This is a genomic window from Streptomyces curacoi (genome assembly GCF_001513975.1).
Taxonomy (GTDB): domain Bacteria; phylum Actinomycetota; class Actinomycetes; order Streptomycetales; family Streptomycetaceae; genus Streptomyces; species Streptomyces curacoi.
This window is the reverse complement of sequence record NZ_KQ947994.1, coordinates 39574-58490: the sequence shown is the minus strand read 5'-3', so window position 1 is coordinate 58490 and position 18917 is coordinate 39574. Positions and strand designations below refer to the sequence as shown.

At 73.0% G+C, this 18917-nt stretch carries 16 protein-coding genes and 1 tRNA gene; 10 read left to right on the top strand and 7 right to left on the bottom strand.

Annotation, left to right across the window (positions count from 1 at the left end):
• Positions 1 to 59 precede the first annotated feature (59 nt).
• From AQI70_RS31710 to AQI70_RS31700, 3 genes are all read right to left on the bottom strand, one after another.
• On the bottom strand, positions 60 to 1526 hold the full coding sequence (locus AQI70_RS31710; RefSeq protein ID WP_062155906.1) for a glycoside hydrolase family 18 protein: 1467 nt from the start codon (positions 1524 to 1526) through the stop codon (positions 60 to 62).
• A 121-nt stretch (positions 1527 to 1647) separates the two neighbouring features.
• The gene (locus AQI70_RS31705) at positions 1648 to 3051 is read right to left on the bottom strand and encodes a sensor histidine kinase (RefSeq protein WP_062155905.1); all 1404 of its coding nucleotides are present in this window, start codon (positions 3049 to 3051) and stop codon (positions 1648 to 1650) included.
• Positions 3048 to 3803 carry a response regulator transcription factor gene (locus AQI70_RS31700; RefSeq protein ID WP_062155904.1) on the bottom strand — a complete coding sequence of 252 codons (756 nt, stop codon included), beginning with the start codon at positions 3801 to 3803 and terminating at the stop codon, positions 3048 to 3050. The genes AQI70_RS31705 and AQI70_RS31700 overlap by 4 nt, the downstream gene beginning before the upstream one ends.
• A gap of 147 nt (positions 3804 to 3950) precedes the next feature.
• Here AQI70_RS31700 and AQI70_RS31695 point away from each other — a divergent pair, with 147 nt between their 5' ends.
• Positions 3951 to 4466 (top strand): hypothetical protein, encoded by a 516-nt coding sequence (locus AQI70_RS31695; RefSeq protein ID WP_062155903.1) that lies wholly within the window; start codon positions 3951 to 3953, stop codon positions 4464 to 4466.
• Between the two features lie 28 nt (positions 4467 to 4494).
• Here the strand turns inward: AQI70_RS31695 and AQI70_RS31690 are convergent, their stop codons facing one another.
• Together AQI70_RS31690 and AQI70_RS31685 are read right to left on the bottom strand one after the other, a co-directional pair.
• Positions 4495 to 5364 carry a spermidine synthase gene (locus AQI70_RS31690; RefSeq protein ID WP_062155902.1) on the bottom strand — a complete coding sequence of 290 codons (870 nt, stop codon included), beginning with the start codon at positions 5362 to 5364 and terminating at the stop codon, positions 4495 to 4497.
• Between the two features lie 46 nt (positions 5365 to 5410).
• On the bottom strand, positions 5411 to 5845 hold the full coding sequence (locus AQI70_RS31685; RefSeq protein ID WP_208607485.1) for a hypothetical protein: 435 nt from the start codon (positions 5843 to 5845) through the stop codon (positions 5411 to 5413).
• Positions 5846 to 6111: 266 nt separating this feature from the next.
• Here AQI70_RS31685 and AQI70_RS31680 point away from each other — a divergent pair, with 266 nt between their 5' ends.
• Positions 6112 to 7653 (top strand): NsdA family TPR-like regulatory protein, encoded by a 1542-nt coding sequence (locus tag AQI70_RS31680; protein WP_062155900.1) that lies wholly within the window; start codon positions 6112 to 6114, stop codon positions 7651 to 7653.
• 78 nt (positions 7654 to 7731) lie between these two features.
• Here AQI70_RS31680 and AQI70_RS31675 read toward each other — a convergent pair whose 3' ends face one another.
• Positions 7732 to 8328, bottom strand: a complete 597-nt coding sequence (locus AQI70_RS31675; protein WP_062155899.1) for a histidine phosphatase family protein — start codon at positions 8326 to 8328, stop codon at positions 7732 to 7734.
• 187 nt (positions 8329 to 8515) lie between these two features.
• On the opposite strand from AQI70_RS31675, the gene AQI70_RS31670 reads away from it, so the two are divergent.
• From AQI70_RS31670 to AQI70_RS31640, 7 genes are all read left to right on the top strand, one after another.
• Complete coding sequence (locus AQI70_RS31670; protein WP_062155898.1) at positions 8516 to 9541, top strand: phosphatase PAP2 family protein; 1026 nt, start codon at positions 8516 to 8518, stop codon at positions 9539 to 9541.
• Complete coding sequence (locus tag AQI70_RS31665) at positions 9492 to 10649, top strand: hypothetical protein (RefSeq protein WP_062155897.1); 1158 nt, start codon at positions 9492 to 9494, stop codon at positions 10647 to 10649. Before AQI70_RS31670 ends, AQI70_RS31665 begins: the two co-directional genes overlap by 50 nt.
• Positions 10640 to 12244, top strand: a complete 1605-nt coding sequence (locus tag AQI70_RS31660) for a hypothetical protein (RefSeq protein WP_062155896.1) — start codon at positions 10640 to 10642, stop codon at positions 12242 to 12244. The genes AQI70_RS31665 and AQI70_RS31660 overlap by 10 nt, the downstream gene beginning before the upstream one ends.
• Positions 12241 to 13596, top strand: a complete 1356-nt coding sequence (locus AQI70_RS31655; protein ID WP_062155895.1) for an AAA domain-containing protein — start codon at positions 12241 to 12243, stop codon at positions 13594 to 13596. Before AQI70_RS31660 ends, AQI70_RS31655 begins: the two co-directional genes overlap by 4 nt.
• 479 nt (positions 13597 to 14075) lie before the next feature.
• A complete protein-coding gene (locus tag AQI70_RS31650; protein WP_062155894.1) occupies positions 14076 to 14441 on the top strand; it encodes a hypothetical protein in 366 nt (121 codons plus the stop codon).
• A 112-nt stretch (positions 14442 to 14553) separates the two neighbouring features.
• Positions 14554 to 15201 (top strand): bifunctional DNA primase/polymerase, encoded by a 648-nt coding sequence (locus tag AQI70_RS31645; RefSeq protein WP_062155893.1) that lies wholly within the window; start codon positions 14554 to 14556, stop codon positions 15199 to 15201.
• Positions 15192 to 15265, top strand: a tRNA-Lys gene (locus tag AQI70_RS31640). The genes AQI70_RS31645 and AQI70_RS31640 overlap by 10 nt, the downstream gene beginning before the upstream one ends.
• A gap of 113 nt (positions 15266 to 15378) precedes the next feature.
• On the opposite strand, the gene AQI70_RS31635 is transcribed toward AQI70_RS31640, so the two are convergent.
• Positions 15379 to 16743: a M6 family metalloprotease domain-containing protein gene (locus AQI70_RS31635; protein ID WP_062155892.1), complete on the bottom strand. Its 1365-nt coding sequence runs from the start codon at positions 16741 to 16743 to the stop codon at positions 15379 to 15381.
• A 346-nt stretch (positions 16744 to 17089) separates the two neighbouring features.
• On the opposite strand from AQI70_RS31635, the gene AQI70_RS31630 reads away from it, so the two are divergent.
• A complete protein-coding gene (locus tag AQI70_RS31630) occupies positions 17090 to 18910 on the top strand; it encodes a putative bifunctional diguanylate cyclase/phosphodiesterase (RefSeq protein WP_062155891.1) in 1821 nt (606 codons plus the stop codon).
• Positions 18911 to 18917: the final 7 nt, after the last annotated feature.

The following is an 18917-nucleotide window of genomic DNA, read 5'->3' as shown; positions in this document are numbered from 1 at the left end:
TCAGATGCTACAAGTCACCGTCCCGCACAAGGGTTCCGTTCCGCGATCGGTCCCACCGGTCAGTTGTAGGCCGCGAACGCCTTCGAGAACGCGAACTTCTCCTGCCGGATCGAGCTGCACGTCGCGTCCGCCGCCGGCTTCTCGCCGCCCGCGCACTGCTGGTCGCGGGTCGCCGACCACATCGACAGCCAGCCCAGGCCCTTGGACTTGGCGAAGTCGACCAGCTGGGTGGCGTCGTCGACCTTGAAGATCTCCGTGGTGACGTCGTTGACGCCGATCATCGGGGTGACGGCGACCGTCTTCCACGCCGCGCTGTCGGAGAGGCCGAGCACGCCCTTGATCTGGGCCTGGGTGGCGGTGGCCGCCTGCTCGGCGTAGGTGCCCATGTCGCCGCTGTAGGCGGGGCCGTAGTCCATCGCCATGATGTTGACGGTGTTGATCTCGACGCCGTTCCGCCTGGCGTCGGACAGGAGGTCGACGCCCGGCTGGGTCAGGCCCTCCGGCATGACGGGGAGGGTGAAGGAGACGTCCAGCTCCGGGTGCTGTTGCTGGAGCTTGGCTATCGCCTGGGCGCGGCGCGTGTTGGCCGCCGTGTCCGGCAGCGCGCCGCCCTCGACGTCGAAGTCGACCTTGGTCAGCTTGTACGCGTCCACGACCTTGCCGTACGCCGCCGCCAGCGCGTCGGCCGAGGAGCACGTCGTCGCCAGCTCGCTGCCGGCCGCGCCGCCGAAGGAGACGCGGACGTCGCCGCCCTTGGCGCGCAGGTCACCGATCTGCGCGGCCACCGCGTCGTCGGCGAGGCCGGTGACGCCGCCCCACTTCGGGGTGCAGCCGCCGCCGTCGGTGACGAAGGCGAGGTTGTAGTCCTTCACGCCGGTCGCCTCGACGCTCGCCGACAGGTCGAAGGCCGGGTGGAGGGAGGTGTCTATGTAGGGGGCGAAGCCGGCGGTGCTCCCCGTTCCGGTGCCGGGGCTCTGCGAGGGCTTGGCGGTGGGCGTCGCGCTCTGGGTGGGGGTGGTGCTCCGGGTGGGGGTGGCCGTCGGCTTCGGGGTGGCGGATTCGGTGGCGGTCGGGCGGCCGCTCGGCTCCGGCGTCGCTCCGTCGTCCGTGGCGCACTTCGCGTCGTCGATCAGACAGCCCGTCGGGGCACCCGTGCCGTTGACGACGAATCCGACCGTCACCGACTCCCCGGCCGCCAGCCCGTCCGTGTCCCACTTCGGCGGGGTCACGGTGACATGCTGCCCGCTCACGCTCGACTCGGCGTTCCAAAGAGAGCTCAGCTTGGACCCCGACGGCAGGTCGAACTCCAGCGTCCAGTCCTTCTTCGCCCGGCCGCTGTCGTTCGTGACGACGTACTGCGCGGTGTAACCCGTCGACCATGCGCTGGTCTTCGTGTACGCGGCGCCGACGCCGGCCGCCTGCGCGGTGCCGGTGAACACGAGCGCGCCGCCACCGGCCACGGCCGCGGCCACGAGACCGCCGATCGCCTTGTTCCTGCCACTGACCTTGCGCCGGTGGGTCCTCATAGCGTGCCTGCCTTCGCTGTTCACGGGGGAATCACGGGGGTGGGGATGCGGCAGCACGCTAGCGATCAGGAATCGGGCAAAAGCCCTGACCCGGACCGGTGTTGAGGATCTTAGGGTGCGCTTAAGGGAGGGATCGGGGACGGTTAAAGGCAGCGACCAGTCGGCCGGGGCGGCGTCTGCGCACCGACCCCCGATGGCCCCTGCGCACGGGCGCCCGCCCGTCCAGCTGGATCCAGATCCGCACCTCGGTCCCGCCGAGCACCGACGACCCGATCCGCACATCCCCGCCGGTCGACTCCGCGAGCCGCCGCACGATGTCCAGCCCGAGCCCGGTCGACCCGGCACTGCCCGAGCCCCGCCCGCGCGCCATCGCCGCCTCGGGGTCGGATATGCCGGGCCCCGCGTCCGAGACGAGCACGATCACCGCGTCCTCGCCGTTGTGCACGTCGACCGCGAAGGCCGTGCCCTCGGGGGTGTGCCGGAAGACGTTGCCGAGCAGGGCGTCCAGCGCGGCCGCCAGATCCGCCCGGGCCACGGGTATCCGCACCGGCCGGTCGACACCGGCCACCCGCACCTTGCGGCCCTCGTCCTCCGCCAGCGCCGACCAGAACGCCATGCGCTCGCGCACCACCTCGGCCGCGTCGCACCCGGCGCCCGGACCGGCCGCCACCGTCTGCGGCTTGGCCTCCCGTGCCGTACGGATGATCGTGTCGACCTCGCGCTCCAGCTGGGCGACGGCGGCCCGGGTCTGCTCGGCGGCCGGACCGTCCCCGAGCGAGGCCGCGTTCAGCCGCAGCACGGTCAGCGGGGTGCGCAGACGGTGGGACAGATCGGCCGCCAACTCCCGCTCATTCGCCAGGAGTTGTACGACCTGATCGGCCATCGAGTTGAACGCGACCGCCGCCAGCCGCAGTTCGCTGGGCCCCTCCTCGGGCACCCGGGCGCCCAGCTTGCCCTCCCCCAGCTCGTGCGCACCCTCGACCAGGCGCTGCGCGGGCCGCACCATCCGTACGCCCAGCCGGTCGGCGACCGCGACCGACCCGACGACCAGCGCGATGCCGACCCCCGCGAGCACCGCCCACGCCGTGGCGAGGCCGTTGGTGACCTCGGATTCGGGGACGTACACCTCGACGACGGCGATCTCGCCGGAGCTCAGCGCGACCGGCTGGAGCAGCGTGGATCCGCCGGGCACCTCGGTGGTCGAGGCACGGCCCAGCCGTCGCACCGTCGCGATGTCACCGTCGGCGGCGCGCTGCCGGCCGAGGTCGACGGCGGGCACGGCGCCGGACGCCGGTATGTGCACGGCCATACCCGCGTCCGACCCGGCCGAGGCGACGACCCGCTCCAGCTGGTCCCGGTCGGTGGTGATGGACAGCGCCGGGGCGACGGCCGCGGCCTCCCGCTCGGCGTTGGAGAACGCGCGGTCGCGGGCCATCTCCCTGATGACGAGTCCGAGCGGGACCGCGAAGGCGACCACGACCATGGTGGTGACCGCCAGACAGACCTTGACCAGGGCCCACCTCATCGCGGTGGCTCCGGTCCCGGGTCCGCACCGGCGTCCACACCGGCGTCCGTACCGGAGGACAGCGCGGCCGGCGGCTCCAGCTTCACGCCGACACCCCGCAGGGTGTGCAGATAGCGCGGGCTGGCGGCCGTCTCGCCCAACTTGCGGCGCAGCCAGGACAGATGGACGTCGATGGTCTGGTCGTCGCCGTACGACTGCTGCCACACCTCGGCGAGCAGTTCCTTGCGCGGTACGACGACCCCGGGCCGCCCGGCCAGGAAGGCGAGCAGGTCGAACTCGCGGCGGGTGAGGTCCAGGCGGACACCGTCCAGTTCGGCCTGGCGGCGCAGCGGGTCGACGGTCAGGCCGCCGACGCGGAGCACGCTCGACGGGGCGGCCTCCCCGCTGCCCGACCGGGCCCGGCGCAGGACGGCGGCCATCCGGGCCGACAGGTGCTCGACCGAGAACGGCTTGGTCAGATAGTCGTCCGCCCCGGCGTTCAGCAGCCGGACGATCTCCGCCTCGTCGTCCCGGGCGGTGGCGATGATCACGGGCACGTCCGTGATGCCGCGCAGCATCTTCAGGGCCTCGGAGCCGTCCAGGTCGGGCAGTCCGAGGTCCAGGATCACCACGTCGAAGCGGAAATGGGCGACCTCGCGCAGCGCCTCCAGTGCCGTACCGACGCTGCGCACCGTGTGGGCGGCGTCGGTCAGGTGCCGGATGAGCGCCGAGCGTACGAACTGGTCGTCCTCGACCACGAGCACACTTGCCATGCGCCGCACCGTACGCCATGTGAGCGAGCCGGGTCCGGGCCTGTGGACAACTCGTCCGCTGTGGACAATCGCATCAACTGCGGGCAACTCCACCCCTGTGGACAACCGCGCGACACGTCCGGGACGCGTGCGGCAGTATGGCCCGCGATGCGCAGAGGACTCGTACACGTACTGGCCTGGTCGCTCGCCACCGGCGCGGCGGTCACGCTGTCGTGGTGGGGTGTCCACACGGTGATGACGGGCACCGCCTACGACCCGCCGCGCGCCCTGCCCATCACGGCGGCGGACGCGACGACGCAGGAGTCGAAGCCGCTGGCGTCGTCGACGAATCGGCCGACCTCGTCGAAGAGCCCGTCACCCACGCCGAGCCGGACACCGCCGGCCACCGCGCCCCCCGCGAAGACGCCGCCGAAGACCACCAGCCCCTCCCCCACCGCCTCCGGCCGGGTCAAGGGCTACGACACCGACGGCGGCCGGGTGGTCTTCGACATCGGTGAGACGTCCGCCACCCTCGTCTCGGCCACCCCGGGTGCGGGCTGGTCGATGCAGGTGTGGAAGACCGAGACGTGGATCCGGGTGGAGTTCGGCTCGGGCGCAGACCGGGTGTCGGTGTTCTGCACCTGGCACGACGGGCCGCCGCGGGTGGAGATCGGGAACTACTGAGTCGGGGATCCGCGGTACCGGCGCGCGGTCACCGGAACACCGACGGGGGCGGTGCCGGGGAGGCCACCGCCGCGAGGTCCGTCACGGGTACGGCACCACCGGTGAAGTCGGTCAGCGCCTTGCCGTGCTCGACGCGGGCCGGGTGCGGGTCGGAGGCGGCACGGCGGGTCAGTTCGGCGACCGGGAGCGGGTGGTCGGAGGCGACGAGGACGGCGTTGCCGAAGCGTTTGCCGCGCAGCACGGCCGGGTCGGCGACCAGGGCGAGTTCCGCGAAGCGGTCGGCGGCGGTGGCGATCTGGCCGCGCAGATGCGCCAGCGGCGGCCCGTCGGCGAGGTTGGCGGCGTAGACGCCGCCGGGCCCGAGGGTCCTGCGTACGTCGTCGAGGAACTCCGTCGAGGTCAGGTGGGCGGGTGTACGGGCCCCGCTGAACACGTCGGCGATGACGAGGTCGGCCCATGCGTCGGGCACCTTGGCGAGTCCGTCCCGGGCGTCCGCCGACCGCACCCGGATCCGGGCGTTCGGTTCGACCGGAAGTTCCCGCCTGACCAGTTGGACGAGGGCGGCGTCCCGCTCGACGACCTGCTGGGTGGACCGGGGGCGGGTGGCGGCGACGTACCGGGCGAGCGTGAGCGCGCCACCGCCGAGGTGCACGGCGTGGACGGGCCGGCCCGGCGGGGCGACGAGGTCGATGACGTGCCCGAGGCGGCGCTGGTACTCGAAGGAGAGGTGGGCCGGGTCGTCCAGATCGACGTGTGACTGAGGGGCCCCGTCGATGAGGAGCGTCCAGGCCCGGGCGCGGTCCCGGTCGGGTATCAGCTCGGCGAGCCCGCCGTCGACGCGTTCGACGACGGCTTCGACGGCGGCCGGCCGTCGCCGGGCGTTCCTGGACCTTCCCATTGGGTCATTGTCGCAAGCAGGAGGTGGTGCCGCCCGGGCAGCCTCGTCAGCGGCAGTTGTCCGCCGCCTCGATCAACCGCGCCGCCTCCCCCAGCGCCGCCCGCAGCACCGCGGGATCGGTCGCCAGGTCCGCCTCCCCGGGTGGCAGGAGCCAGTCCGAGCCCTCGACGGGCGGCTCGGGGTTCAGGTTCAGGCGCAGCCCCCGGCCGTCGGTCTCGGTGCAGGTGCTGCCCGGCACGTCCCAGGCCGCCGCCGTGCCCGGCGGGACCACGAAGCCCAGCGTGTCGCAGCCGTCGTCGTGCAGTACGGGCCCCACCGACTCCCCGGCCCCCCGCCGCAGGATGTCGACCGCCTCCAGGCCCTGTCGCGCCGGGACCGTGACCACGTCGCAGCCCGCCGGCGGGCCGCCGCACTCTGCTGCCGGCGCGTGCCCGGCCGTTGTCGACGGCGTACGAGGAACGACGCTCTGGCTGGTCTCCATCCCGACCTCCACCACGGAACCCCTTTTGCAGTCCGAAGAGTTCAACGCCTCGCGACGTCAACGGCTACGGCGGAAGTCAGCCGCAAAGGATGGCAGTTCATGGCAGATCCCGTATGAGATATCCGGTTTGTAGCCAAACCCTGCATGACGGCTCCGATACAGCAGGTACGTTCTTGCCCGCCGGAGACAAGGGCATCACACGGACATTCGGTTCAACTCGTCCTCGTTCCGGCATGGTTCGACGGTTCGCACGAGAGGACCCGGCCATGGCGTCGTCAGAGCTGACCTCGTCCCAGCCCCCCAGGCCACCGCGGCCGAATCTCGCGTTCCGGCAGCTGCGCGGACAGCGCTCGCCGGCCGAGTTCGCCGCGGCGGTACGACGGGCCGCCCGCGAGATCGGCGAGCGGGTCAGCTGTGACGCGCGTTACGTCGGGCGGGTCGAGGCCGGTGAGATCCGCTGCCCCAACTACGCGTACGAACGGGTGTTCCTGCATATGTTCCCCGGCCGCACGCTCACCGACCTCGGCTTCGCGCCCCGCTCGTCCGTACGCGGACGCCGGGCGCACACCGACGAGGACGCGCCCCCCGTACACACCACCAGCCCGGCGCACGCCACCCATGAGACGCGGGGGGCGCACGAGCCGTATGACCCGCACAAACCGCAGAACTCGCAGAACCAGCAGGACCAACAGGACCAACAGGACCAACAGGACCAACAGGACCAGCAGAACCAGCAGGACCCGTACGACCTGTACGGCACACAGCAGAATCACGAGATCCACGAGGAGAGCGACGTGCTGCGTCGCGCATTCATGACCGGCGGGGGCGCCACGGTGGCCGCCGCCTCGCTGAGCCCGCTGGGGCTCGCCTTTGACGCCGCGGCCGCGGAGCGTCCCGTCCGACGTGTCGGGGGCCGCGAGGCGGACGCGCTCGAGGAAGCCGTACGCCGCATCCGGCTGCTCGACGACCGGCACGGCGCCGACGGCCTCTACCGGCGCGCCGCCGCCCCGCTGCGCGCCGCCTACGCCCTGCTCGACGCCGGCACCACGCGGCAGACGACCGGCGACCGGATCCACTCGGGCGCGGGGGAACTGGCCATCTCCGTGGGGTGGCTGGCGCACGACTCGGGGCGGTTCGACGACGCGCGCTCGCACTACGCGGAGGCGTTGGCGACGGCCCGGATGGCCGGGGATCCCGCCCTTGAGGCGCACGCCTTCTGCAACACGTCCTTCCTCGCGCGGGACGCGGGCCGGCCGCGTGAGGCGGTGCGGGCGGCGCAGGCCGCGCAACGCGTCGCGCGCCCCCTGGGCTCCGCCCGTCTGATGTCGCTGCTGGCACTGCGCGAGGCGGGCGGCTGGGCGGGGCTCGCCGACCGCACCGGATGCGAGCAGGCCCTCGTCCGCGCCCAGGCCCTCTTCGAGCGGGGCCGCTCGGACGCCGACCCCGAGTGGATGACCTTCTACGGCGAGGCCGAACTGGAGGTCCTGGAGGCACAGTGCTGGTCGACGCTGGGCAACTGGCAGCGGGCGGCGCGGCATGCCGGGCGGGCGGCCGAGCTCCAGGATCCGCACTTCACGCGCAACATCGCGTTGTACACGGCGGAACTGGCGGACGACCTGGCCCGGGGCGGGCGTCCGGACGAGGCGGCGGCTGCGGGGATGCGGGTGCTGGACCTGTTGGACCAGGTGCAGTCGTCGCGGGTGCAGACGATGCTGGCGGGGACGGCGCGGGTGCTGTTGCCGCACCGGCGGGCGAGTGGCGTGTCGGCGTTCCTGGAGCGGCATGCCTCGGCGCCGCGCACCGCGTGAACGGTACGGCGTGAACGAGGTGCCCGGATTCCAGGGGCAGGTCGCGCGGCCCGGCGCGCGCGGGGTGCCCCCCGCGCGCTACCCGGCCAGGTGCCCCAAGTCGTTCCAGCTCTCGATCGCCGGCTCCCCGTAAGCCCACCCCAGCACCGACAGCGACGTCGGGTTCAGCCGGATCCGGGCCGCGAAGTCGAGCGGCAGGCCCAGCCACCGCGCGCCTATGGACCGCAGTATGTGCCCATGCGCGAACACCAGCACATCACGGTCCGCCTCGCGCGCCCACGCCACCACCTCGTCGGCCCGGGCCGTCACCTCGGACAGGGTCTCGCCCTCGGGCACGCCGTCGCGCCAGATGAGCCAGCCGGGACGGACGGCCTGGATGTCGGCCGGTGTCATGCCCTCGTACGCGCCGTAGTCCCACTCCATGAGCGTGTCCCAGGCACGCGCGCGTTCCCCGAAGCCGGCGAGTTCGCACGTCTCACGCGCGCGTGAGAGGGGGCTGGTGCGCACCTCGACGCCGGCCAGCCCGTCGTACGGCGGCCGGTTCAGGCGCTCGCCCAGCAGCTTCGCGCCCCGGCGGCCCTCCTCAAGGAGCGGCACATCGGTCCTGCCCGTGTGCTTGCCGGACAGCGACCACTGCGTCTGTCCGTGCCGGGCCAGCAGGATGCGCGGTGCCATGGAGGGGCCTTTCCGGGAGAAACGAGAGGCGGAACCCGTCCATCATCCCGCACGCTGTTCGGGGGCAACCCGGTGGGCGATCTCTGCGTCTAGAGGGCCGGGGCGCCCGAAGGGGGCGCGCGCATACACCGTAAAGTGGCACGACCGGTCAACCGGGCGCCGTGAACGAGAAGGGGGAGGCGATCGGATGCCGCACGCCGAGACAGCTGGCGTGGAGGCGACGCCCCGGACCCGCCTGCGCTGGTGGACCGAGCTGCCGCTGATCCTGCTGGTCTACGCCTGCTACTCGGCGGGCCGGCTCCTCGCCCGCGGCGATGTCGGCACCGCCGTCGACCACGGCGTGGCGATCCTGGACATCGAGAAGGCGCTGTATCTCAACGCGGAGCACCCTCTCAACCGCCTCTTCACCCGCGAGCCCCTGATCGGCGTCCCGGCCGACTTCTGGTACGCGTCGCTGCACTACCTCGTCACGCCCGCGCTGCTGGTCTGGATCTTCCGGTCCCGCACGGTGCGCTACCGCGCGGCCCGCACCTGGCTGATGACGTCGACCTTCATCGGGCTGATCGGCTTCACCCTGCTGCCCACCTGCCCGCCCCGGCTGCTGGCCGCGGGCTACGGCTTCGTGGACACGATGGCGCACTACAGCTCCTACGGCTGGTGGGGCGGCGAGGCGAGCGCGCCCCGGGGCCTGGGCGGGATGACGAACCAGTACGCGGCCATGCCGAGCCTGCACGTCGGCTGGGCGCTGTGGTGCGGAGTGATGCTGTGGCGGTACGGCGGGACGCGGCTCGCGAAGACCGCGGCCGTCGCCTACCCCCTGATCACCACGATCGTGGTGATGGGCACCGCCAACCACTACTTCCTCGACGCCGTCGCGGGCGCCGCCGTGATGGGTGTCGGGCTGCTGCTGACGCCGTACGTCCTGCGGACCGCGGACCGGGTCCGGGCCAGGTTCGGGGCGGAGGTCGCGCCGGTGGCGACGGCCACCGGCGGCACGGGCACGGCCGCCTCGGGCGGGGCCGTCACCGCGGTCTCCGGCGCCCCCGTCCCGGTGGGCTCCGCCGACGCTTCTTCCTCAATTGTCAGTGGCGGATGCCAGACTTCCGCGGGTGAGCGAATTCCACGGCAGCGCGAATCCCGGTTCGGATCCGGAGCCGAGCCGAGTGCCGCACCCCAGGACGCGGGGGACGGCGCTCCGGCACCGGCTCGCTGAGCTGCGCGGGCCCGACGTACCGGCCAAGGCGCTGGACGCGCGCGCCCTGGCCGCCCTCGCCGCCAACCCGGGCTGCAAGCGGCGCGCGATCCTGGACGGCGCCGGGGTGAACAAGGCGGCGCTGGCGAGCGCGCTGGGCGCGCCTTCGGCCTTCGGGCAGTCGCAGTTCGCCCTCACCCGCGGTAACGCCTTCGAGGCCAAGGTCAAGGCCGACGGTGGCGCGGAGCTGCTGCGCCTGGTGCACGAGAGACTGGACCGCGCCGCCGAACCCCCCGCCCACGCGCGCGTGCCCGAGCTCACCGCGACCGGCCCCGAGGGCCGCACGGCCCGTACGGCGCTGGCGCTGCGCGAGGCCACCGACGCCCGCGGCGAGTGGACGCTGCTCGACCACCCGATGCTCGCGCTGGACGTCGCCGGCTCGCCCGCCTTCCTGGAGCCGGACGCGGTCGTCGTGCACCCGGACGGCAGCTGGACGGTCGTGGAGATCAAGTCCTTCCCGATGCTGGACGGCTCGGCGGACCCGGCGAAGGTCGGCGCGGCCGCCCGGCAGGCGGCGGTGTACGTGCTGGCGCTGGAGCAGGTCGCCGCGCGGCTCGATCCCGCCCCGCGCGTCCGCCACCGGGTCCTGTTGGTGTGCCCCAAGGACTTCTCCAACCTCCCCACCGCCTCGGCCGTCGACGTCCGCAAGCAGCGCGCGGTGACCGCCCGCCAGCTGGCCCGCCTCACCCGCATCGAGGACATCGCCGACACGCTCCCCGCCGGCACCTGCTTCTCGCCCGACCTGCCCGCCGCCGACCTGACGGCCGCCGTCGAGTCCGTCCCGGCGGCCTACGCGCCCGAGTGCCTGTCCGCCTGCGAGCTGGCCTTCCACTGCCGCGCCCGCTCCCGCGCGTCCGGCGCCGTGACGTCGCTGGGCCGCTCGGTGCGGGCCGAGCTGGGCGGGCTGAGCACGGTCGAGGACGTCCTGTCGGCGGCCCGCGGCGAGTCCGGCGACCCGGACGACCCGGCGGTGGCGGCCCTGCGCAGGGCGGCGCGGCTGCGCGCGGAGGCCCTCGGCCAGGACTCCCCGGCCCGCGGCGAAGAGGCGGTGGCGGTCCCGTGTCACTGATCTCCACCCTGGCCCGTCTCGAAGCCGTCAGCACCGGCCGCGCCCAGCCCACCGCGACCGTCCGCCACCGGCACCTGTCCGACCGCCCCCTGGTCTTCGTGCCCCTGACCACCGCCGGTGAGGCGGGCGCCCCGCTCGGCGCGCTGGTCGGCACGGACCGGGACGCCCCGCACCTGCTGGTGGTCCCCCAACCACGCGACCGCGACCTCAGGTTCGCGTTCCTGGCCGAGCTGGCGGACCTCGTCCTGCCGTACGTCGACACCTACGCCGCCGACGTCGAGGCGGCCGAGCGCAACGAGACCGACCCGGAGACCGGCAAGCGGGTCAAGGTCGAGGTGGAGCTGTGCGCAAACGCCCCGCAGGTGATCGTGCCGAGCCGGGCGGGCATCGACTTCGTACGGCTGCTGGGCCGGTCCATGCGCTTCAGGCGTACGGCGGAACAGGACCCGGAGGCGCCCTACCCCGCGCCCCCGCGCGTGCCGCTGCTCGGCCGGTGGCTGACCCACTTCGGCGAGCGGGCCCGGGTGCCCGGCTCCTCGCTGCTGCTGGCCATGACGGACGTACTGGCCCGGCACTGGGCGACCGGCCAGTCCACCCTGGAGGACCAGCACCTGGGCGCGCTGCTCGCCTGGATCGACCCGCCGGACGGTGCGACCGGCGCCGAGGCGGCACTGAGAGCGGAGCTCGCGCGGGACGCGCAGGGCCAGTTGCTCTGCCCCGCGGCCGGTCCCGCCACCGACCCGGCGTTCGACAACAAGCTGCTCGCCCCCGCCATCGAGCGCTACGACCGCGCCCGTACCGCCCTCGCCGCCGCCGAGGACGGCCTGGAGGCCGACGACCGGCTCGGTGACCTCACCGCCGCCGAGCGGGAGATCCGCGCCCTCGTCGAGAGCCGGACCCGGCCGACCTGGGACGCGGTCTGGCGCGGCCTGGACCTGCTGCGGGCGCTGCCCGAGGCCGCGCGGGCCGAGGAGCGCTGGACCCGCGACCGCTGGTCCTTCACCGGCCACCGCGACCGCGTCCTCGCCGGCGAGCCCCCGCAGCCGCGCCGCGACGACGCGGTCACCGCCGCGAACAAGCTCGCCGCACGCGAGCGCGAGCAGGCCCGGCTGGAGGCCCAGGAGGCGCTCGACGACCCGCTGGTGATGGCGGGGCGGCGGCTGGCCGGGGAGGCGTTCGCCGGTGAGGTCACCGAGGTCGTCATGGCGTACAGCGAGGGCAAGCGGCCGAGTCCGCGCCCGCTGGTCACCGTCCGCACGGACGACCGTCCGCAGCTGGGTGAGAGGACCAAGGTGTTCCGGTCGCTGGGCGAGAAGCCCCAGTCGGCGGAGTTCGTGGGGTACGGCGAGGCTCCCGGTGAAGACGGCGCCCTGATCGTGCTGCGGGTGCTCGACAAGATGGGGCGCGGCAAGGAACCGGAGGAAGGGTCGGTGCCCGAGAAGGGCGACCTGGTCTGCTTCACCCTGTTCGAGCACGAGCAGCGGGGCGGGGCGAAGCTGCCCGACCCGGAGCAGACACCCTGGACGCACGGCGGGCCGCCCGGGGAGCAGGTGTCCGAGGCCGCCGACCCGATGACCGAGGAGGACGTGCTGTGACCGCCGCCCTAGACCCCGGTGCGGCGGCCCTAGACCCCGGTGCGGCGGCGGCGCGGGCCACCGACGCGATCCTCGCCGACACCCTGCACGGCACGCGCCGCGGTGTCGTCGTCGACTCCCCGCCCGGCGCCGGCAAGTCCACGCTCGTCGTCCGCGCGGCGCTGGAACTCGCCGAGGCCGGACGGCCGTTGATGGTCGTCGCGCAGACCAACGCCCAGGTCGACGACCTGGTGCTGAGGCTCGCCGAGAAGAGCCCCGAGCTGCCGGTGGGCCGGCTGCACAGCAGCGACGCCGACCCGTACGACAAGGCGCTGGACGACCTGCCGAACGTACGCAAGTCGGCGAAGGCGGCGGAGCTGACCGGTCTCTCGGTGGTCATCTCCACGGCGGCCAAGTGGGCGCACGTCAAGGTCGACGAGCCGTGGCGGCACGCGATCGTCGACGAGGCGTACCAGATGCGCTCGGACTCGCTGCTCGCGGTGGCCGGACTCTTCGAGCGGGCACTGTTCGTCGGCGACCCGGGCCAGCTGGATCCCTTCTCCATCGTCGGCAGCGAGCAGTGGGCGGGCCTGTCGTACGACCCCTCGGCCTCGGCCGTCAGCACCCTCCTCGCCCACAACCCCGATCTGCCCCAGCACCGCCTGCCGGTCTCCTGGCGCCTCCCGGCGTCCGCCGCACCCCTCGTCTCCGCCGCCTTCTACCCGTACACGCCGTTCCGCAGCGGCACGGACCACGGCGACCGTCGCCTCTCCTTCGCGGTCCCGTCGGACGGCTCGGGCCCCGACCGGGTGATCGACGAGGCGGCGGAGTCGGGCTGGGGCCTGCTGGAGCTGCCCGCGCGGCACACCCCGCGCACCGACCCCGAGGCAGTACGGGCGGTGGCGACGGTCGTACGGCGCCTCCTGGACCGGGGCGGCGCGGCGACATCGGAACGCTCACCCGATCCCGCGCCCCTCACCGCCGACCGGATCGCGGTCGGCACGGCCCACCGGGACCAGGCGGCGGCGGTCCGGGCGGCGCTGGCCGAGCTGGGGGTGACAGACGTCACCGTCGACACGGCGAACCGCCTGCAGGGCCGCGAGTACGACGTGACGGTGGTCCTCCACCCCCTCTCCGGCCGCCCCGACGCCACCGCCTTCCACCTGGAGACGGGCCGCCTGTGCGTCCTCGCCTCCCGCCACCGCCACGCGTGCATCGTGGTGTGCCGGGCAGGGGTGAGCGAACTGCTGGACGACTATCCGTCGACAGAGCCGGTGCAGCTGGGGACGGTCGTGAAGTTCCCGGATGGCTGGGAGGCGAACCACGCGGTGCTGGCACGGCTGGCGGAGCACCGGGTGGGATGGCGGCCGTGAGCGGAGCAGCACGCCACGAAATCAGCGGCCCCCCTCACACCCTCATCCACCGGACGGAGTCCGGCCGGCCGCCGGAGGCGGCCAATGAACACAGCCCGGATGGCTGGGAGGCAAATCACGCGGTGCTGGCACGACTCGCCGAGCACCGGGTGGGATGGCGGCCGTGAGCGGAGCAGCACGCCACGAAATCAGCGGCCCCCCTCACACCCTCATCCACCGGACGGAGTCCGGCCGGCCGCCGGAGGCGGCCAATGAACACAGCCCGGATGGCTGGGAGGCAAATCACGCGGTGCTGGCACGGCTGGCGGAGCACCGGGTGGGGTGGCGGCCGTGAGCGGAGCAGCACACCCCAAGGAACACAGCCCCGATGGCCTGCGCCGCACGCCCACTTGCGCGGGCGCGGGACAATGGACGGTGGATCGGTCCACAGGCGGTCGCCGGTGGCCTATGACATCGGTGACGTACGAGGAGGAGAAGACATGGCGGAGCCCACGCCGCGTCGGCACGAACCGCGGCTACGCCCCGCGCCCCTGCTCTTCGAGCCCGCGCAGGTGGCCTCCGACCCTGAGCACTTCTTCGATCTGGAGTCGATCGACGACCCGCGGGCGCTGCTGGCGCGGGCGACCGAGCTGACGCAGGCGTTCCGGGCGGCGACGGACCGTGCCGTGGAGTTCCAGGCCATCGCGGCGGCCCAGCTGGCGGACCCCCGGCGGTTCGACCGGCTGACGCCCGCCGACATCGCCGCGCGGGCCGAGTGGACCGAGGACTACGCCAAGAAGATGGTGGAGTTCGGCAGGGATCTCATGCGGGGCGTCGAGGGGCCGGGGCACGTCGACCCGGTCTGAGCACCCATATGGCATATGCCAGGCGGGCAAGATACCCGCTCCCGCCCTCCCCTGTCCCGACATTCGGCAACTCTGCGAGACCGCTCACTCACACCCGGTAGATCTGTGAGACATGAGCAGCACACGGGACGAACTCATCTCCGGCCCCTTCGACGCGGCCGAGGCCACCACCGCCGTCTCCGGCGTCACCGCCGAGGGAGCCGCGTGGCTCGCCTCGGCAGGAACGTATCCGCGCAGCATGCTCGCCCTCTGGGCGGAACGCCCGCTCGCCCCGGTGGTCCTGCCCTGCGGCTCCGTGTTCGACATCGTCAGCGCCCCCGCGCTCTTCGGCCGCCGGATGCTGGACCGACTGTGGGACGAGGGCCCGGGCTCGGGACCCGTGGCCGTCTTTCGCGGGCGGATGCTGATGTTCGCCGCACCGGGCACCGCCCAGCGACTGCCCTCCCTCCTGCGCTGGGAGGAGGTCGGCCGCACCGACGGCATCCCGCCGCTCCTGTGCCACGGCACCGGCGACGCGGTGACCGTCCCCGCCCCGACGCCCTCGGCGGACCGGACATCTTCAGCCGGCCCCGACGGGACGCGGGCCACCCCCGGCGGGGCCCGCTGGGTGGTCGCCCCGGACACCCGTAATCCCTGGTTGCCGGGCCCGCAGGTGCTGCTCTGGGCGGCCGTGCGGGCGGCTCGCGCGGCCGTTCGGATATCGATTTTTCCCCACGCCGATCAGGGTGCTAAGGTCTACGACGTCAGCAGGCGCCGCTAGCTCAGTTGGTTAGAGCAGCTGACTCTTAATCAGCGGGTCCGGGGTTCGAGTCCCTGGCGGCGCACAGACAGTGAAAGCCCCTCGTGGTAGCGAGGGGCTTTTCGCATGCGCCCCGGCGTAATGCTGCCCACCGGCGCACCGCTCCTCCCTCCCGCGCCCCTCCATCCGGCGCGGGCGCTATCCCATGGCCGCGATCTTCACGGTCCACGCCCCCGCAGGCGTGCGCCCCTCCACCTCCACCCGCACGCCCTCCCCCGGCACCGTGAAGCTCTCCCCCAACCCGACCGGGGCGTCCGCGAGCGGCGGATACACCGACTCCTCCCAGCAGGCCTCGGTGCGCGGGTGGGCGTCGATCACCTCGACCGGCCCGCCCCCGGACTCGGTCCGGCTGCGCACCCGGTACACCAGCACGCCCTGCCGGCAGATCTGCGCGTCGTTGCCCACCGGACCGCGCACCTCGAAGGCGAGGGCGCTCTCGGGGCCGGTGCGGACGACGGCGAGCTTGATGCCGTTGCCCAGCCCGAAGCCCGGTACGGCGCCGAGCGCCCCGAGCGCGCCGGGCGCCCCCGCCGCACCCGTCTCCACCGGGTTGCCCGGCCCCGCCGACAGCGGCTCCAGCGTCAGCCGCGCGGGCCGTGCCCCCTTCCCCTGCACGCACACCACCTGCCGCGACTCCAGCCATCCCAGCTTCCACTTGTGCCAGCCGAACAGATCGGGGGCCATCCCGAACTGGCTGCCCATCAGGTCCCAGTCGCCGACATAGGTGTCCCAGTCGCCCTTGCCGTCCACCGGACGGTGGTACAGGTCCGGCAGGTCGAAGACATGGCCGGTCTCGTGCGCGAGCACCAGCCGGTCCGGCGGATGGTTCTCGAACACCGTGACGACGCGCCGGATCTCCGTGCCGTCGGCCCGCAGCGGGGCGTCCAGGTTGACGACCTTCGTGGCGTCCGAGTCGACGCCGGGCGCGTCCGGGTCGGCGACGAAGTAGACGATGTCGTAGCGCGAGAAGTCGACGTCCCGGTCCGCCACGGCGAGCGCGTCACGCAGATAGGTCGCCCGGTCGGCGGCGCGCCAGTCGCGCTGTATGGCGTACGCCGTCGACGGCCGCGGCATCCGGAGCCAGTGCCGCAGCGGATGCGGGCGCAGGGTGAATCTGCCGTAGGAGGCGCGTTCGAAGAAGCGGGTGGTCGCCGGGAAGTGGTCGGCCGTCAGTTCGGCGGGCGTCGTCTGGGGGGCCGAGTCCGGGAAGGACAGGAACACCATCACCGCGTCGAGTTCACGGGTCGGGCGCGGATAGGCGGCGTTCCAGGTGTCCAGCCCCTCGGAGTGGTGCGCCTCGGTGCGCTCCAGGGCGCAGGCGGCGGCGTCGAACGGCTCGGCGACCGAGGGGCCGGCGATCAGGGAGGTCGCGGCGAGTGCCGACATCGTGGTGAACACCGCGGCGGTGCTGCGCAGTCGGGGCCGGTCCCGCAGCCAACCCATCCCGGGGAGCAGGGGGAACTGACGCGGCACGTGGACCTCCGGGAGCGGTTCGCGGGACACCGCACCCAGCCTCGGTCATATTGTCGTACTACGCCCTGTTTGCCTGGGCCGGACGAGTGAGCGGCCCGAGGGACCGTCAGAACCGACACCCCCGAATCGCTCACGGAACGTCACAACTGGTCGGGGGTTCGAAGAAGCCGTCCACGTGCGGGCAGAAACGATCTGTCGCAAGAGCGGGCCGCGCGGGAACACTGAACAGTAGGTGGAAGGGCCTCGGGCCAGCCTCTATGATCGGCACACTTTCCTGACACTTTCCTGCACGGACACGGCCCGGCGGCCGACCGCCTCCCGGCCGGCCATTCCGATGAGACCCATCCGAAGATCGAGTGCACTGCGGGAGCGAGCGGTGAGCGGAACGTCCGAAGGGCCGACGCCCGCGGCAGACCTCATCGGGCCAGCCGTCACAGAGAGTAACAGTCAGTCATCCCATCGCACCGGGCCGCCGCCCTACTCCTCCGCCTTCTCCGCCGCGCCCCTGGCGATGGCGGTGGTCGACCGTGAGGGCCTCGTCACCGGCGCCAACCCCGCCCTCGCCGAGCTGCTCGGTACGGCCCCCGAGGAGCTGGCCGGGTCCCTCGCCGCCGATCTGGTGGACCTCGCCTCCGACGCCCGTACCTGGCACGCGTATCGCGAGGTGCTGCGCGGCCGTCAGGCGCGGCTGCGCTGCACACGCCGCCTCAAACACCCGGACGGACACTCCCTTTGGGCGCAGGTCACGGTCGCGCCCCTGCCCGGCGAGGAGCGCGGCGGCGTGCTGCTCTCCATCGTCGACATCAGCGCCCACCGCGAACTCCAGGCCCGGCTGTGGCACTTGCAGATGCACGACCCGGTGACCCGGCTGCCCAACCGCACGCTGTTCTTCGAGCGTCTGTCGGCGGCACTGGAGGCGGAGTCGTACGAGGAGAGCGGCACCACCGGCCGAATCGGCCTGTGCTACCTGGACCTTGACGGCTTCAAGGCGATCAACGACACCCTCGGCCACCGGGTCGGCGACGAACTGCTGGCCGCCGTGGCCGAACGGCTCACCTGTTGCGCGGAGGAGGCGGGGTACGGCCGGTCCAGCCCGCCCCTGGTGGCCCGGCTCGGCGGTGACGAGTTCGCCCTGCTGGTCGAGGACTCGACGGGCACCGAGCAACTGGCCGAGCTCGCCGAGTCGGTGCTCGGGGCACTGCGGGCCCCCTTCGACCTCTCCGGCCGGCGCCTGTCGCTGTCGGCGTCGATCGGCGTCGTGGAACGCCATGCGGCCGGCACCACCCCCACCGCCCTGATGCAGGCCGCCGACACCACGCTGTACTGGGCGAAGTCCGACGGCAAGGACCGCTGGACGCTCTTCGACCCCGAGCGTAACGCCCACCTCATGACCCGCCAGGCCCTAGCCTCCACGCTCCGCCCCGCCATCGAGCGCGGTGAGTTCGCCCTGGAGTACCAGCCGCTGGTGAGCATGGAGGACGGCCGGCTGCGTGGCGTCGAGGCGCTCATCCGCTGGAATCATCCTCAGTTCGGCGTACTGGCGCCGAATCGGTTCATCGGACTGGCGGAGGAGGACGGCTCGATCGTGCCGCTGGGCCGCTGGATCCTGGCGACCGCCTGCCGACAGGCACGCGACTGGCAGGCCGCGCACCCCGACGAGCCGCCGATCTTCGTGAGCGTGAACGTGGCCGTGCGCCAGATCTGGGACTCCGACCTGGTGGCGGACGTGGCACGCGTCCTCGACGAGACGGGACTCGCCCCGCATCTGCTCCAGTTGGAGCTGACGGAATCGGCGGTGATGGGCTCGGCGGGAAGACCGCTCCAGGTCCTGCAGGCGCTGAGCGACATGGGCGTCCGCATCGCGATCGACGACTTCGGCACCGGCTACTCGAACCTGGCGTATCTGAGCCGCCTGCCGGTCTCGGTCCTGAAACTGGACGGCTCCTTCGTACGGGGCTTCCAGTACGAGAGCGAGGACAGCGCCTCCATGCCGCCGAACCCGGCCGACGAGGTCGTGGTCGAGGCGATGATCCAACTGGCCCACCGGCTCGGTCTGACGGTCACCGCGGAGTGCGTGGAGACACTGTCGCAGGCCTCGCGGCTGCGGCGGATCGGCTGTGACACCGGCCAGGGGTGGCTGTACTCGCGGCCGGTGCCGCCGGATCGTATCTCCGAGTTGCTGGGGGTGCGGGTGTGAGGACCTT

Bases quoted from the DNA above. Each gene is read 5' to 3' on its own strand.
- AQI70_RS31710 (WP_062155906.1), bottom strand. From the start codon at position 1,526: ATGAGGACCCACCGGCGCAAGGTCAGTGGCAGGAACAAGGCGATCGGC.
- AQI70_RS31705 (WP_062155905.1), bottom strand. From the start codon at position 3,051: ATGAGGTGGGCCCTGGTCAAGGTCTGTCTGGCGGTCACCACCATGGTC.
- AQI70_RS31700 (WP_062155904.1), bottom strand. From the start codon at position 3,803: ATGGCAAGTGTGCTCGTGGTCGAGGACGACCAGTTCGTACGCTCGGCG.
- AQI70_RS31695 (WP_062155903.1), top strand. From the start codon at position 3,951: ATGCGCAGAGGACTCGTACACGTACTGGCCTGGTCGCTCGCCACCGGC.
- AQI70_RS31690 (WP_062155902.1), bottom strand. From the start codon at position 5,364: ATGGGAAGGTCCAGGAACGCCCGGCGACGGCCGGCCGCCGTCGAAGCC.
- AQI70_RS31685 (WP_208607485.1), bottom strand. From the start codon at position 5,845: ATGGAGACCAGCCAGAGCGTCGTTCCTCGTACGCCGTCGACAACGGCC.
- AQI70_RS31680 (WP_062155900.1), top strand. From the start codon at position 6,112: ATGGCGTCGTCAGAGCTGACCTCGTCCCAGCCCCCCAGGCCACCGCGG.
- AQI70_RS31675 (WP_062155899.1), bottom strand. From the start codon at position 8,328: ATGGCACCGCGCATCCTGCTGGCCCGGCACGGACAGACGCAGTGGTCG.
- AQI70_RS31670 (WP_062155898.1), top strand. From the start codon at position 8,516: ATGCCGCACGCCGAGACAGCTGGCGTGGAGGCGACGCCCCGGACCCGC.
- AQI70_RS31650 (WP_062155894.1), top strand. From the start codon at position 14,076: ATGGCGGAGCCCACGCCGCGTCGGCACGAACCGCGGCTACGCCCCGCG.
- AQI70_RS31645 (WP_062155893.1), top strand. From the start codon at position 14,554: ATGAGCAGCACACGGGACGAACTCATCTCCGGCCCCTTCGACGCGGCC.